The sequence below is a fragment of the Gordonia sp. NPDC003424 genome (assembly GCF_053588655.1).
Genome location: NZ_JBSFQJ010000006.1, coordinates 241,765 through 256,560 on the forward strand (window position 1 = coordinate 241,765; position 14,796 = coordinate 256,560).

13 protein-coding genes are annotated in these 14,796 nt (G+C 68.8%); 11 read left to right on the plus strand and 2 right to left on the minus strand.

Annotation, left to right across the window (positions count from 1 at the left end; translation table 11 throughout):
• Positions 1 to 15 precede the first annotated feature (15 nt).
• The 5 genes from cobN to ACWDTI_RS11790 all read left to right on the plus strand — a co-directional run bounded on the left by cobN (position 16) and on the right by ACWDTI_RS11790 (position 8,402).
• Positions 16 to 3,651, plus strand: a complete 3,636-nt coding sequence (cobN, locus tag ACWDTI_RS11770; protein WP_449738249.1) for a cobaltochelatase subunit CobN — start codon at positions 16 to 18, stop codon at positions 3,649 to 3,651.
• 167 nt (positions 3,652 to 3,818) lie between these two features.
• Complete coding sequence (locus tag ACWDTI_RS11775; protein WP_449738250.1) at positions 3,819 to 4,322, plus strand: FxsA family protein; 504 nt, start codon at positions 3,819 to 3,821, stop codon at positions 4,320 to 4,322.
• Between the two features lie 36 nt (positions 4,323 to 4,358).
• Positions 4,359 to 5,996, plus strand: coding sequence for an amidohydrolase (locus tag ACWDTI_RS11780; RefSeq protein WP_449738251.1), 1,638 nt, complete (start codon positions 4,359 to 4,361; stop codon positions 5,994 to 5,996).
• Positions 5,997 to 6,064: 68 nt separating this feature from the next.
• Entirely contained in the window at positions 6,065 to 7,642 is a 1,578-nt protein-coding gene (gene lnt, locus ACWDTI_RS11785) for an apolipoprotein N-acyltransferase (protein ID WP_449738316.1), read from the plus strand.
• On the plus strand, positions 7,629 to 8,402 hold the full coding sequence (locus ACWDTI_RS11790; RefSeq protein ID WP_449738252.1) for a polyprenol monophosphomannose synthase: 774 nt from the start codon (positions 7,629 to 7,631) through the stop codon (positions 8,400 to 8,402). The genes lnt and ACWDTI_RS11790 overlap by 14 nt, the downstream gene beginning before the upstream one ends.
• A 142-nt stretch (positions 8,403 to 8,544) precedes the next feature.
• On the opposite strand, the gene ACWDTI_RS11795 is transcribed toward ACWDTI_RS11790, so the two are convergent.
• Both ACWDTI_RS11795 and ACWDTI_RS11800 read right to left on the minus strand, forming a co-directional pair.
• Positions 8,545 to 10,125 carry a DUF222 domain-containing protein gene (locus ACWDTI_RS11795; protein WP_449738253.1) on the minus strand — a complete coding sequence of 527 codons (1,581 nt, stop codon included), beginning with the start codon at positions 10,123 to 10,125 and terminating at the stop codon, positions 8,545 to 8,547.
• A gap of 152 nt (positions 10,126 to 10,277) precedes the next feature.
• A complete protein-coding gene (locus ACWDTI_RS11800; protein WP_449738254.1) occupies positions 10,278 to 10,622 on the minus strand; it encodes an RNA polymerase-binding protein RbpA in 345 nt (114 codons plus the stop codon).
• A 120-nt stretch (positions 10,623 to 10,742) separates the two neighbouring features.
• Here ACWDTI_RS11800 and ACWDTI_RS11805 point away from each other — a divergent pair, with 120 nt between their 5' ends.
• The 6 genes from ACWDTI_RS11805 to ACWDTI_RS11830 all read left to right on the plus strand — a co-directional run bounded on the left by ACWDTI_RS11805 (position 10,743) and on the right by ACWDTI_RS11830 (position 14,785).
• Complete coding sequence (locus ACWDTI_RS11805; RefSeq protein WP_449738255.1) at positions 10,743 to 11,075, plus strand: hypothetical protein; 333 nt, start codon at positions 10,743 to 10,745, stop codon at positions 11,073 to 11,075.
• Positions 11,072 to 12,172, plus strand: a complete 1,101-nt coding sequence (locus ACWDTI_RS11810; protein ID WP_449738256.1) for a DUF475 domain-containing protein — start codon at positions 11,072 to 11,074, stop codon at positions 12,170 to 12,172. The genes ACWDTI_RS11805 and ACWDTI_RS11810 overlap by 4 nt, the downstream gene beginning before the upstream one ends.
• 340 nt (positions 12,173 to 12,512) lie before the next feature.
• Positions 12,513 to 12,758, plus strand: a complete 246-nt coding sequence (locus tag ACWDTI_RS11815; protein ID WP_449738257.1) for a DUF3263 domain-containing protein — start codon at positions 12,513 to 12,515, stop codon at positions 12,756 to 12,758.
• Positions 12,759 to 12,848: 90 nt separating this feature from the next.
• A complete protein-coding gene (locus ACWDTI_RS11820) occupies positions 12,849 to 13,808 on the plus strand; it encodes an oxygenase MpaB family protein (protein ID WP_449738258.1) in 960 nt (319 codons plus the stop codon).
• A 9-nt stretch (positions 13,809 to 13,817) separates the two neighbouring features.
• The gene (locus ACWDTI_RS11825; RefSeq protein WP_449738259.1) at positions 13,818 to 14,078 is read left to right on the plus strand and encodes a hypothetical protein; all 261 of its coding nucleotides are present in this window, start codon (positions 13,818 to 13,820) and stop codon (positions 14,076 to 14,078) included.
• On the plus strand, positions 14,075 to 14,785 hold the full coding sequence (locus tag ACWDTI_RS11830; RefSeq protein ID WP_449738260.1) for a VOC family protein: 711 nt from the start codon (positions 14,075 to 14,077) through the stop codon (positions 14,783 to 14,785). Before ACWDTI_RS11825 ends, ACWDTI_RS11830 begins: the two co-directional genes overlap by 4 nt.
• Positions 14,786 to 14,796: the final 11 nt, after the last annotated feature.

Genomic DNA, 14,796 nt, shown 5'->3' on the forward strand with positions numbered 1-14,796 from the left:
GCGAGGAGACCGACGATGATCCTGCTGCTCTCCACCTCCGACACCGACCTGATCACCGCGTCCGCCTCCGGCGCCGACTACACCGGCGCCAACCCTTCGCGCATCCTGCTCGACGACCTGCCCACGCTGGCCGCCGGTGCCGACCTCATCGTGGTGCGCATCCTCGGCGGCGTGCGCGCGTGGGAGGACGGACTCGCCGCGCTGCGCGACCTCACCGGCACCACCGGCACACCGCTGATCGTGTGCTCCGGCGAGCAACAGCCCGATCCCGACCTGATGGCCCGGTCCACCGTCCCGGCCGGCGTCGTCGCCGAGGCACACAACTACCTCGCCGCCGGCGGCGTCGACAACTTCGTCAACCTCCACAACTTCCTGTCCGACACCCTGCTGCTCACCGGACTCGGCTTCGCCGGACCCCAGCAGACCCCGGCGTGGGGAATCCTCGAGCGAACCGCCGCCACCCCCGCCACCACCCCCACCATCGCCGTCCTCTACTACCGCGCCCAGCACCTCGCCGGCAACACCCGCTACATCGACGCCCTCTGCCGTGCGATCGAGGACCGCGGGGCCCGCGCTCTGCCGGTCTTCTGCGCGTCGCTGCGGACCGCGCCCGACGACCTAATCGAACTGCTGGGCACCGCCGACGCGCTCATCGTGACCGTGCTCGCCGCCGGCGGCGCCACCCCGGCCACCGCCTCGGCCGGCGGCGACGACGACGCCTGGAACATCGAACGTCTCGCCGCCCTCGACATCCCCATCCTGCAGGGGTTGTGCCTCACCAACTCCCGGGCGGACTGGGCCGCCACCGACGACGGGCTGTCACCGCTGGATGTGGCCACTCAGGTCGCGGTTCCCGAGTTCGACGGCCGCATCATCACCGTGCCCTTCTCCTTCAAGGAGTTCGACGACAACGGATTGCCCTGGTACCAGCCGGATCCCGAACGCTGCGCCCGCGTCGCGGGGATCGCGGTCGCACACGCGCGACTGCGGCACATCGCCCCCGCGGACCGGCGCATCGCGCTCATGCTGTCGGCCTATCCGACCAAACACGCACGCATCGGCAACGCCGTTGGCCTCGACACACCGCGCAGTCTGCTGCATCTGCTCGACGCCATGCGTGCCGCCGGCTACGACGTCGGCCCGGAGTCCGGTTCGGATGCGATTCCCGGTGTCGCCGAGCAGGATTCCGACGCGCTCATCCACGCCATCATCGAGGCGGGCGGACAGGACCCGGACTGGCTGACCGAAGAAACCCTGGCGGCCAACCCGATTCGTGTGGCGGCCGCCGACTACCGCCGCTGGTTCGCCACCCTGCCCGAGGATCTGCGCACCGCCGTCGAAACACACTGGGGCCCTGCGCCGGGAGACCTGTTCGTGGACCGCTCCGCCAATCCCGACTGCGACATCGTCGTCGCCGCACTGCGATTCGGCAACATCGCGCTGATGGTGCAGCCGCCCCGCGGCTTCGGCGAGAACCCGGTCGCCATCTATCACGATCCCGACCTCCCGCCGTCGCACCATTACCTCGCCGCCTATCGCTGGCTGGCCGGTCGCGGCGAAACCGGCACCGACGTAGCGGGTTTCGGCGCCGACGCGGTCGTCCACATCGGGAAGCACGGCAATCTGGAATGGCTGCCCGGCAAGACACTCGGCATGTCCGCCGACTGCGGCACCGACGCCGCGCTCGGTGACGTCCCGCTCATCTACCCGTTCCTCGTCAACGATCCCGGCGAGGGCACCCAGGCCAAACGGCGCGCCCACGCGGTCCTCGTCGACCATCTGATCCCGCCGATGGCGCGCGCCGAATCCTACGGCGACATCGCCCGTCTCGAGCAACTGCTCGACGAGCACGCCAACATCTCCACCCTCGATCCGGCCAAGCTCCCGGCGATCCGCCAGCAGATCTGGACGCTGCTGACGGCCGCCAAGATGGACCACGACCTGGGCCTGTCCGAACGGCCCGACGAAGAGGTCTTCGACGACATGCTGCTGCACGTCGACGGCTGGCTGTGCGAGATCAAGGACGTGCAGATCCGCGACGGTCTGCACGTGCTCGGTCAGGCGCCGGCCGACGACGCCGAGGTCGACCTCGTCCTCGCCATGCTCCGCGCCCGCCAACTGTGGGGCGGTACCCAGGCGTTGCCCGGTCTGCGTGAGGCCCTCGGACTCGCCGAGGACGGCACCGCGGCCCGCGACCAGGTCGACGACGTGGAGACCACCGCCCGGGGCCTGGTGGCGGCATGCGCGAAAGGGGAGTGGACCGCGCAGGCCATCGACGATGCGGCAGAAGGCCATCCGGCCGCCGTCGGTGACGTGCTGCGCTTCGCCGCCCACGAGGTGGTGCCGCGGTTGCGGCAGACCGACCGCGAGATCTCCCAGATCCTGCACGCTCTCGACGGCGGCTTCATCGAGGCCGGACCCAGTGGCTCGCCGCTGCGTGGTCTGATCAACGTGCTGCCCACCGGACGCAACTTCTACTCGGTCGACCCCAAGGCGGTGCCGTCGCGGCTCGCGTGGGAAACCGGTCGCGCCCTTGCGGATTCGCTCGTCGAGCGATACCTCGCCGAGCACGGTCTGCACCCGGCCTCGGTGGGCCTGTCGGTGTGGGGGACGAGCGCCATGCGCACCTCCGGCGACGACATCGCCGAGGTGCTCGCGCTGCTCGGCGTCATGCCGGTGTGGGACGAGGCCTCCCGCCGCGTCGTCGACCTCGAACTCATCGACCTCGCCGAACTCGGTCGGCCCCGCATCGACGTCACCGTCCGCATCTCCGGCTTCTTCCGCGATGCCTTCCCGCACGTCGTCACCATGCTCGACGACGCCGTCACGCTCGCCGCGCACGCGGACGAACCCGACGAGCAGAACTACGTCGCCGCCCACTACCGGTCCGCCGTCGCCGAGCACGGCGACGAACGCCGCGCATCCACCCGTGTCTTCGGATCCAAACCGGGTACCTACGGCGCGGGTCTGCTGCAACTGATCGACTCGCGCGAGTGGCGCAGCGACGCCGACCTCGCGCAGGTCTACACCGAATGGGGCGGCTACGCCTACGGCCGTGACCTGTCGGGTGTGCCGGCCGTCGACGACATGCGCGCCGCCTACCGGCGCATCGCCGTCGCCGCCAAGAACACCGACACCCGCGAGCACGACATCGCCGACTCGGACGACTACTTCCAGTACCACGGCGGCATGGTCGCCACCGTCCGCGCACTCACCGGCAAGGACCCGGACGCCTACATCGGCGACAGCACCCGGCCCGACGCCGTCCGCACCCGCACGCTGTCCGAGGAGACCAGCCGCGTGTTCCGCGCCCGCGTCGTCAATCCGCGGTGGATCTCGGCCATGCAACGGCACGGGTACAAGGGCGCCTTCGAGATGGCCGCCACCGTCGACTACCTCTTCGGCTACGACGCCACCACGAACGTCGTCGCCGACTGGATGTACGAGAAGCTCACCGAGACCTACGTCCTCGACGCCGACAACCAGCAATTCATGCAGCAGTCCAACCCGTGGGCGCTGCACGGCATCGCCGAACGTCTGCTCGAGGCCGCCGAACGCCAACTCTGGGAGGCCCCGCCACCCGACATGCTCGACGACCTGCGCGCGGTCTACCTCCAGACCGAAGGAGACATCGAAGGCCGAGGGGAGTAGATCACCCACGGGCTGGGCGAGCGCCCCTCCCGCTGGCTGGCGCGCGCCCCTCCCGCTGGTTGAGCGAGCGAAGCGAGTCGAAACCCACCCAACCGGGACAAAACCTGGCGTTCGTGCGTTGTATGAGCAGAGACTGGACATACCCCGGTCAGAAAGGCGGAGCCGACATGCGGCTGTTCTATGTGATCGCCTACCTCGCGATCGAGATCGGCGCGTTCGCCGCGATGGTCCATTTCCTCGGATTCGCGTGGGCGGTGCTCATCACCATCTTCGCGGTGTTCGCGGGCTTCGTGATGCTGCAGTGGCAGGGCCGCAAGGTCTTCGCCGAACTGCGCCGCGCCTCCCGCAACGAGGTCGATCCGCGCGATCCGCTGACCGACACCGCGTTGCTCGCCGCGGCGACCCTGCTCTTGGTCCTCCCCGGAATCGTGTCGACCGTCGTCGGGCTCGTCCTGCTGATCCCGCCGGTGCGCCGCCTGCTGCGGCCGGCCGTGACCGCGGTCGGCGCCAAGAGTTTCGCCGCGAGCATGAACCGCGCCGGGGTCTACGCATCCCGTGGCGTGTACATGCGGGGCACGGTCATCGACGGCACGGTCATCGACACCGATGGCACCGTCGTGGATCCGACGAGTGGTTACCCCACCAACCGATCTCTGCCGCGGGGTCACTGAGATCACTGCCCGACCGTCAGGGCAGACTGGACGACCGTGACAACCGAACTGCTCGTCGGCGGGGTCGTGTATTCACCGGCCGCACCCGACGCCACCGCCATGGCCGTCACCGATGGCATCGTCGTCTGGGTGGGCAGTGACGACGTCGGTCGCGCGCTGCACCCGGACGCCCAGGTCAGCGACCTGAACGGGCGGTTCGTCGCACCCGGATTCGTCGACTCCCATGTCCATCTGACGTCCACCGGGCTGGCGCTGGGCGGGCTCACCCTCAATGACGCGACCGGCCGGTCGGAGTGCGTGCAGCGCATCGCCGCGCACGCCACCACCATCGAGGCCGGCGAGCTGATCTGGGGACTCGGGTGGGACGATTCGGCCTGGCAGCACCACGTCGACCCCGACGAACGACGCTTTCCGACGACCAGCGAGGTCGACGCGGTCGTCGGGAACCTGCCCGTCTATCTCGCCCGCATCGACGAGCATTCCGCGGTCGCGTCCACCGCGCTGCGCCGCCTGGTGCCCGATCTCGCGGACACCACCGGTTTCAGCGCCCAGGAGCCGCTCGTCGCCGAGGCGCACCACCTCGTGCGCGGCGCGGCCCGCCAACTCGTCACCGCGACCCAGCGCACCCGCGCGCAACGGCACGCGCTCGATCATGCCGCCGCCCACGGCGTCGTCGCCGTCCACGAGAACGGTGGCCCCGACATCAGTGGCCTCGACGACTTCCTTTCGCTGGCCGACCTCGACCATCCCGTCGAGGTCCGTCGCTACTGGGGTCAGCCGGTCGAGAGCGTCGACCACGCCCGGGAACTGCTTGCCATCAGCCACGCCGACGGACTCGCCGGCGATCTCTTCGTCGACGGCGCCATCGGGTCGCACACCGCGTGGCTGACCGAGCCGTACTGCGACCTCCCGGGCAACCCCGGCCACACCGGCATCAGCTACCTCGACCGCGACACGATCCTCACGCACGTCCGAGCCTGCACCGAGATCGGCATCCAAGCCGGCTTCCACGTCATCGGGGACGCCGCCACCGACGTCGTCGTCTCGGTGTTCGATCAGCTCGCCGCCGAGTTCGGCACCCCCGCGCTGGCTCGCTGCGTCCACCGGGTGGAACACGCCGAGATGGTGACGTCACAGCAGGCGGCCGTCCTCGCACGCTGCGGTGTGGTGGCGAGCATGCAGCCGATGTTCGACGCCGCCTGGGGCGGTCCCGGCGACCTCTACGAGCAGCGGCTCGGTGCCCCACGAGCCGCCGGGCTGAACAATTTCGCCGAACTCGCCCGCGAGGGCGTGATCCTGTCCTTCTCGTCGGACGCACCGGTGACCGACATCGACCCGTGGGCCGCGGTTCGCGCGGCCGTCCACCACCACCAGCCGCGCAACGCGATCTCCGCCCGAGGTGCCTTCTCCGCTGCCACCCGCGGCGGCTGGCGCGCCGGTGGCGTCAACGACGGACTCACCGGCACCCTAACCCCGGGCGCACCCGCCAGCTACGCGATCTGGGAGGTCGACGACCTCGTCGTCGCCGGGTCCCACGAGAGCGTGCAGCGCTGGTCGACCGATCCCCGGTCGCGGGTGCCGGCGCTGCCCGACGTCAGTCCCGGCGCCGCGCTGCCCCGGTGCGTCCGGACGGTTCATCGCGGACAGGTGCTCTTCGACGGCGAACGCGGGTGAGCGCTCTCACCCCGGGCCGCATCGACTGGCTGGTGCGTACGGTCGCGGCCGCCGGCGCGGGCGTGGCGATGTGGGCGGCCTTCCCGCCGCGCAGCCTGTGGTTCCTCGCCGTCGTGTCGTTGGGTCTGCTGTTCGGTGTCCTCGCCGTCGGTCGGCCGCGGGCGCGCACCAGCGCGTGGCTCGGGTTCGCGTACGGCCTCGGGTTCTTCGTCCCGCTGCTGCCGTGGATCGGTGTCTACGTCGGCCCACTGCCGTGGCTCGCACTGGCCGCCGTCCTGGCGGCCTACCTCGCGCTCTTCGGGGTGATCGCGGTCCTGACCATGCGACTTCCGATCCCGCCGATCTGGTTCACCTTGTCCTGGGTTCTGGTCGAGGCGTTGCGCTCATCCTTCCCGTTCGGTGGATTCCCTTGGGGGAGAGCGGCATTCAGTCAGATAGACGGGCCACTCCTGCCGCTCGCGTCGGTGGTGGGCGCGCCGGGGCTGTCGGCGGCGGTCGCGCTGCTCGGCTCGTCGATCGCGTGGCTGGTGCTCCTCGTCGTGCGCGCGGTGCGCACCGGCGAGCATCACCGACCGGGATTCGTCCGCGCCGCCGCCATCGGGGTGGTGCTCGTCCTGGTGGGCCCGATCGTCGCGATCGCCGTCACCCCGGCCACCGTCGACCGCAACGTCGCCGCCACGACGACCCGAGTCGCCGCCGTCCAGGGCAACGTGCCCCGGCTCGGTCTCGACTTCAATTCGCAGCGACGCGCCGTCCTCGACAACCACGTCCGGACCACGATGCAACTGGCCGACGACATCCGTGCGGGCACGGCACCCCAACCCGACTTCGTCGCCTGGCCGGAGAACGCGTCGGATATCTCCCCGCTCACCAACCTCGACGCCGCCGACGAGATCACCGCCGCCTCGGTGTCGGTGGGAGCGCCCATCCTGGTCGGCACGCTGGTGATGAACGACGACGGCCGGCCCACCAACACCGTGCTCGTGTGGGATGGCGAACGTGGCCCCGTCGATCGTTACGACAAGCACATCGTCCAGCCGTTCGGCGAGTACCTGCCGTGGCGCGGGTTCTTCCGGCACTTCTCGTCATATGCCGACCTCGCCGGCAACTTCAAACCCGGGACCGGATCGTCGGTGCTGACCGTTCCCGGCCGCTCCGGCACCGTGCGCGTCGGCGTCTCCACCTGCTGGGAGGTCGCCTTCGACCGGTCGGCACGCCAGGCCGTCGAGCAGGGCGCGCAGCTCCTCTACGTGCCGACCAACAACGCCACCTTCGGTCGCACCGAGATGACCTATCAGCAGTTGGCGATGTCGCAGGTGCGGGCGGTCGAGCACGGCCGCGCCGTCGTGGTCGCCGCGACCAGCGGGGTCAGCGCGCTCATCGACCCCGACGGCATGATCGTCGAACAGAGCGGATTCTTCACCCCCGCGGTACTGTCGAGCCGTCTGCCGCTGCACGACGACGTCACCCTCGCGACACGTCTCGGAGCCTGGCCGCAAGCGGTCGCCTGCCTCGTCGCGATCATCGGGCTTTTGTTCGCGCTGGCCCGACATACTAGGTTCTCTCAGAGGCGCCGTACCCCGCTCGACAGCCACGAGCACACGGCGCAGGAGGATCAGACAAAGGAGCTCGGTGGCATTGGGTAGTTCGACATCTGTCGTCGGCATCGACGGCGAGCGGGCGCTGGTCGTCATCCCGACCTTCAACGAACGGGAGAACCTGCCGGCGATCGTCACGCGGCTGCACGCCGCACTGCCCGGCATCCACGTGCTCGTCGTCGACGACTCGAGCCCCGACGGGACCGGCGACGTCGCCGATCAGCTCGCCACCGACGACACCGCACATCGCATCCATGTGCTGCACCGCACCGAGAAGAACGGGCTGGGCAAGGCGTACCTCGCCGGATTCGCCTGGGGCCTCGACCGCGACTACGCCGTGATCATCGAGATGGACGCCGACGGCAGCCATGCGCCCGAGCAGCTCGACCGGCTGCTCGGGGCGATCAACGACGGCGCCGATCTGGCCATCGGATCCCGTTACGTTCCCGGCGGCAAGCTGGTGAACTGGCCCAGACACCGCGAGTTCCTCTCGCGGGGCGCCAACACCTACGCCCGGGTGGCCCTCGGCGCCAAGGTGCACGACATCACGGCCGGCTACCGCGCCTATCGCCGCACCGTGCTGGAGAAGATCGACCTCGACACCGTCGACTCGGCCGGATACTGCTTCCAGATCGACCTGGCCTGGCGAACGGTTCGGGCCGGCTTCACCGTCCGCGAGGTACCCATCACCTTCACCGAACGGGAGATCGGCGAATCCAAGATGAGCGGCGGCGTCATGACCGAGGCATTCCTGATGGTCGCGCGGTGGGGCCTCGAGAGCCGACTACAGCGCTTCCGCAAGAGCTGACGCCGGGAAACCCCGACACACCCGCTTCTCCCCGCTCCCTGAGGAGCCCGCGAGCTGCTAGCCCTCGATCAGGGACCGTGAGCGTCTCCTCCCGCTCCCTGAGGAGCCCGCGAGGCGCTAGCCGAGCGAGCGTCTCGAAGGGTCAACCCAGCTCGACGACGTTCACCGCCCACCCCGACGCGATCAGCCGGCCGACTCGCCGGCGTTCCTCGGGATGACCGGGCGGTCCGGTCGGGGTCTTGGGTTGAGATGCGCCGCAACGATTGTCGGGTGGCCGCGGCCGATCACCCCGGCGCAGGTGGCGGGCAAACGCCTCGGCCACCTCCCGGGTGCGATCCACCCGGACCCGCGGACGACCCTTGCCTTTCCCGCGTTTGGTGTTGCGGGTCCAGGCCGGGCGGCCGGCATCAGGTCCGTCGGTGACGATGTGAGTCGACCACTGGCCCGGCTTGTCGCCGACCATCCGATTGTGGGTCGGGCACGCGGCAGCCAGATCCTGGATGTCGGTGAGCCCGCCGTCGACCCAGTCTTGTTCGGCGTGATGCGCCTCGGTGCGGGTGAACGGCTGACTGCAGCCCGGGCAGGTGCAGACCGCGCCGTCACGCGCGAGCAGCATCATCCGCTGGGCCTGGCTGGCGAACCGGTTGGCCCGCCCCAGATACAACGGTTGGGCTGTGTGGTCGGCAAACACCGCCAGATGCTCCTGCGCCTCGGCCGCCAGCTCGATCACATCCGCGATCGGCAGCAGAGCCCCACCCGCGGTGGTGCCCACCCCGGCCCGCTCGCGCAATTCGGTCTCGGAGATGGTGATGATCAGATGCGGCGGCAGGCCGCGGTGACTCTTGCCCAGCAGCCCACCGTCGGCGACCGCTTTCAACAAGGCATGCAGGGCATCGTGGTTGCGTTGACCCGGCGTGCGGAGGTCCCGCTCGGCGGCCTGCTTCAGGGCCTCGGGATCGGCATCGTCCTTGCTGCCCCGCGGCGAGGCCTCATCGGCCGGATTGTTCATGCCGGGCGCCGCCCACGCGTCGAGCACCACATCCAACAGGGCGCGGGTGACCGGATCGAGTTGCCCTTCGAGGGTGCTCATCAACTGTGCGTCCTGCTTGGACAGGTGCAGGCTGCGTCGCCGCGCCCGATCCTTCTCGTCGGTCAGCGCGCCGTCGGGGTCGAGGTGAGCCAGCAAGCGGGCACCGAGGGTGGTCAACTCTTGCGGGCTGTGCACCCGCGCGTAGTCGGCCATCAACTCTTCGGCCGCCGCCCGTTGCTCGGCATCGAGTGTGGTGGGGAGTTTGTCGAGCACGGTGATCACCGTGACCGCGTGGTCGACACCGATCGCGCCCTCGGCGTAGGCCTCGGCCAGGGTCGGGCATAGGGGGTCGAGTAGCTCCCCCGACAGTGCGTGCAACGACAGCAGCGCGGCCATCTGCTTACGACGCCGGCCGGGGTCGGTGATCCGCAACCGGTCCACCATGAAATCGCCGAGCGATCGGTAGCCTTCCTCGGCGACCACGTTGCGGTCCGAACACTCCAGCAGCCGCTGCAACCCGAAGAAACTCATCCGCCGCGCTGAACGCTCATGGGCTTCGGCGACCGCCACCACCTCGCCTGAGGTGGCTGGGGTGGAGTCGGCGGCGGCGATCCGATCGAGCAGGTCGTCGAGCTCCCGGTAGAGCCCGACAATCTCCGCGACGTTGCCGCCGGTAGTGGTGTCGCCGGTCATCGAGCCCCCTCTCGATCTATTCGAACTGATGTTCGAAGTCTATCGGATGCGCTGGTCAAAGGCAAGAGGTCAGGGTCGATCAAACCGACAACAAACGGCCGGGCGAGATCATCTCTCGCCCGGCCGTTGTTGGATAACTCAGTGGTTCGCGATCAGTTCGTCACGCCGCGACGACGCTGCTTGAGCAGTTCGAGCCGCTCGTTCAGCAGCACCTCGAGTTCCTCCTCGGAGCGCCGCTCGAGCAGCATGTCCCAGTGGGTACGGGGCGGCTTGACCTTCTTCTCCTCGGGCTCGGCGCCCTCGAGGATCGTGCCCTCCATGCCGTTCTTGCAGGGCCACTTCGACGGGACCTCGGCGTCATCGGCGAACGGCACATCGAAGATCTCGCCGTTGTCGGTGCGATACTGGACGATGCGTCGTGGCGCGAGGTCGTGATCGCGATCGGTCTCGTAGCTCACCGCACCGAGGCGGCTACCTCGAAGTACTCGATCTGCCATGGATGGTTCCTCTCCACATTTCAGCGCTCAACATAGTCATTCTACGCGGTCGAACCGATAGGATTCGCCACCCGCGAGCCGCGGCCACGCGGCCCGGTATGCCCGAGTACGGTCTGAGGCATGGACGACCCCCGCCGACGCCCGTACGGATGTGCGTGGTGTGGTCGTAGCATGGTCGACTCCGAGTCCGGGCGTCGCCGCAAATACTGCAAGCAGTCGTGCCGGCAGCGCGCCTACGAACAGAGAGCGCTCACCGACGGCACATCTATTCCCGGCGACGCCGTCATCCTGACCGCGGCCGAGGCAGAGGCCTTCGGCGACCGGCTCTTCGCGCTGCGCTGCGCGGCCGAGGACCTGATGACCGCCGTCAGCGAGCGGGCCGACGACGCAACCCTGACGTCCCTCGGCGACGACCTGCTCACCCTGGCCCGTGAAGCCGAGCGGCTCCGGTGATCGTCCGGATCTTCGGACTCTCGGCGCTGGTCACCCTCGGGGCGCTCGCCGCCGCCTTCCTCTACCAGGGATGGACCGGGGTGGCGTTGTGCGCCATCCTCGGTGTCCTCGAAGTGTCGCTGTCGTTCGACAACGCCGTCATCAACGCCACCGTGCTCGAGCGGATGAGCGCGTTCTGGCAGCGGATGTTCCTGACCGTGGGCGTGGTCATCGCCGTGTTCGGCATGCGTCTGCTCTTCCCGCTCGCCATCGTCTGGATCACCGCGGGACTCGCGCCGGGTGAGGCCTTCGACCTCGCGATGAACCCACCTCCCGACGGTGCCGATCACTTCGCCGACGGGAGCCCGAGCTACGAACAGATCCTGCTCGACGCGCATCCGCAGATCGCCGCATTCGGTGGCATGTTCCTTTTGCTGCTGTTCCTCAACTTCGTCTTCACCGACCGCGACCTCACCTGGCTGTCGTGGATCGAACGTCCCCTCGGCAGGCTGGGCCGGCTGGATCAGCTGTCGGTCGCCGTCGCCGCGGTGACGCTCATCCTCGTGGCCGAATATCTGGTGCCCGACGACGGCCGGTCCACCGTGCTCATCGCCGGACTGCTCGGCATGGTCACCTACATCGTCGTCGACGGCCTGGGGTCGATGTTCCACGAACCGGGAGCCGGCGCGGCGCAGCGCGGGCCGACCCCCGCGGCGGTGGCCACCGGCAAGGCCGGATTCTTCCTGTTCCTCTACCTCGAGGTCCTCGACGCCTCCTTCTCCTTCGACGGGGTCATCGGGGCGTTCGCGATCACGCCGGACCCGATCATCATCGCGTTGGGGCTCGGCTTCATCGGCGCGATGTTCGTCCGCTCGTTCACCATCTATCTGGTCCGGCAGGGAACGCTGTCGGAGTACCGCTATCTCGCGCACGGCGCGCACTGGGCCATCGGCGTGCTTGCGGTCATCCTGCTGATCAGCGTGCAGGTGCACGTCAACAATGTGGTGACCGGCCTGTTGGGCATCGCGTTCATCGGCGCCGCGATGGGCAGCAGCGTGCTCGCCAATCGTCGTGACCGGCGGCGTACCGTGGCACACCGCTCGACGGTGAGTCGATGAGGATCGGCGAGATAGTTTGCAGCCCAAAGGGGTTCGGCGCGACCGGGGTATCCGCGACCGTCTCGGGCGGCGGCGACCGAATCCCGTGAGCCTCTGACCTGCGGGCGATGGCGACAGTCGACGTTCGCGCCGGAGGTGGGGCCGGAGGTCGCCGCGCGATCTTGTTACTCTCCTCGACCGACGATTCCGCGACGCGTGAGGAATTTCCTGTTATCTGTCGGCTGGCAGGTGTACAAAGGACCTCGTTGGCCCCACCGACCGATGCCGGATCCCGTCCGGTGATCAACCGCAACGGGCAGGCAGACATCGGTGATCAACGACGACCTCCGGGGTGATGGCAATGGACAACAAGCTCGACCACAAGCTCGACAAAAGACAGCAACAGATGATCGACTTCGAGACGAGCTGGTACCAGCTCGGCGGGGGATCGTCCAAGGTCATCGTCGAGCGATTCGGTCTCAACGACCGCGACTTCTTCAGCGAGGTCGATCGCATCGTGACGGATGACCCGCCGTCGTCGCTCACCTCCGCGGAATTGCGCCGGATGCGTAGTGTCATCCGCCGCCGCCTGTGGATGGCTCGCTGACACACCCTCCCGAAATCCGGTGAAACCCTCGACGGGGACAAGCGCCGCTGCTAATCTGACTGCACCTGTATTCAGATAGGTGGTTTCACCATGACAGTCACCCAGCCGGCCTCCGACGAGGCCGTCCTCTCGCATTCCGACGACGAGATCGAACTCGTCCCGGCCGATTCGATCACCGCCGAGCTCGTCGGCCGCTACACATTCCTGCCGGTCAACGGCGCCGCGTTCGTCATGCAGGTCATGCACCCGGTGATCGGCGACATCGTCGGCGAATACTCGGTGTTCCGCTCCGATCCGCTCGGCCGTGCGATCCGTTCGGTGGATTCGGTGCTGCGCTGGGTGTACGGCGGCACCGAAGCGATCGAGGAGGGCAAACGTCTGCGACGGATGCATCAGCCGCTGCAGATGACCAACTCTGCGGGCAAGCGCATCAGTGCACTGAATCCCGAGGCGTACCAATGGGTTATCGCGACCGCGTTCCCGACCGCGCTCAGCGCCGCGCCGCTCATCATCGGCCGCGACTTCACCGCCGCGGAACAGGAGGAGATCTTCCGGGACAACCGGCGGATCGCGCGCATCGTGCAGGTCCCCATGCGCGGATATCCCGAGACCATCGACGAGTTCGGCGACTATTTCGACACGATGATCGCCGACCGGCTCGTCGCGCATCCGGTGGCGCTCGAACTCATCGAGCAGATGCAGTCACCGCCGAGGGTCGGCCGGGCGGTTCCTCCCGCATTCCGGCGCGCGGCCAACGCGCTCGCGCGGGTCGCGTCGGTGCCGCTGCAGCGGCTGAACTATTTGACCACCATCGGGGTCATGGATCCGCGCGTCCGCGAGATTCTCGGTGTCACCTGGACGGACGCGGAGCAGCGTGAGCTCGAACGGATCCACGGCGCGATCCGGGGGGCCTATCGGGTGCTGCCCGAACGCGTGACGTACTTCCCGTTGGCCTATCACGCGCGGCGTGTCCATGCCGAGATGGAGGCGATGAAACGTCGCCAGACGGGCGGCGCCGCGTACAAGATCGCCGGGGGTTCGCTTCGTTAGACTTGCCCGGTGCCCTTCTCCGATGACGATCTCGACGCGTACTTCCGCGAGATGGAGTCGCGGACCGCGGCGAAGCCCGCGCGACGACCCAGGAGTGCCAAGCCGGCGCAGGTGGGTTGTCCGACGCCGGAGAAGGATGCGTTCGCCGCGGAGATGCTCGCTCGCGACGGCATCGACCGCATCCGCCATCGCACAGTCGGCGACGTCCGATTACGCACGTACCGATGTGTCTGCGGCGCTTGGCACATCACGAGCAAACCGCCACGATGACCGCTCGCCTCGCACCGTGTGGGGTGATCGTGGATCTCGCCACCGCGGACCCTGACCAGACCGGCGCCGCCTATCGCCGACTGCTCGATCGTCCCGACCCGGCACCCCTGGCCGTGATCAACGGCGCCGTCGAGCTGCATCCCGACGCGGCGACGCACCGGGTACGGTTCGGTGTCGCCGATCTGCCCGCGGCGCGTCGCCTGCTCGACCGGCGGGGCCTGTCGCCCGACGAGCCGGTCGACATCACCGACGCGAGCGACATCGGCACAAGCGATGCCCGACGATCCCCGGGCGGCGAGCCGGCCCGCGACATCGTCGCCCTCGACCACCTCGTCTTCAGCGCCCCGCACCGCGATCGAGCGCTCGCGCTGTTCGGCGCGACCCTCGACCTGGACTTCCGTCTCGACCGGGCGATCGGCGGGGCGGCGCGCCAGCTGTTCTTCCGGTCGGCCGACCTCGTGGTGGAGGTGATCACCGGTGCAGACCTCGATGGCACCGATGCCGCTCCGGTCTGCGGGCTCTGGGGTGTCGCCTGGCGATCCTCCGACATCGACGCCACCCATCGCCGGCTGACCACCGCGGGCTTCGACGTGAGCGAGGTTCGAGTCGGCCGCAAACCCGGCACACAGATCTTCACCGTGCGCGACGACGCACTGGCCACCCGCACCGTCGTGCTGTCCGCGGCCGACCGGACCGGCCGGCCATAAGCCATCATGGA

Coding starts and splice junctions, on each gene's coding strand:
- cobN (WP_449738249.1), top strand. CDS start 16: ATGATCCTGCTGCTCTCCACCTCCGACACCGACCTGATCACCGCGTCC.
- ACWDTI_RS11775 (WP_449738250.1), top strand. CDS start 3,819: ATGCGGCTGTTCTATGTGATCGCCTACCTCGCGATCGAGATCGGCGCG.
- lnt (WP_449738316.1), top strand. CDS start 6,065: ATGTGGGCGGCCTTCCCGCCGCGCAGCCTGTGGTTCCTCGCCGTCGTG.
- ACWDTI_RS11795 (WP_449738253.1), bottom strand. CDS start 10,125: ATGACCGGCGACACCACTACCGGCGGCAACGTCGCGGAGATTGTCGGG.
- ACWDTI_RS11800 (WP_449738254.1), bottom strand. CDS start 10,622: ATGGCAGATCGAGTACTTCGAGGTAGCCGCCTCGGTGCGGTGAGCTAC.
- ACWDTI_RS11805 (WP_449738255.1), top strand. CDS start 10,743: ATGGACGACCCCCGCCGACGCCCGTACGGATGTGCGTGGTGTGGTCGT.
- ACWDTI_RS11815 (WP_449738257.1), top strand. CDS start 12,513: ATGGACAACAAGCTCGACCACAAGCTCGACAAAAGACAGCAACAGATG.
- ACWDTI_RS11820 (WP_449738258.1), top strand. CDS start 12,849: ATGACAGTCACCCAGCCGGCCTCCGACGAGGCCGTCCTCTCGCATTCC.
- ACWDTI_RS11830 (WP_449738260.1), top strand. CDS start 14,075: ATGACCGCTCGCCTCGCACCGTGTGGGGTGATCGTGGATCTCGCCACC.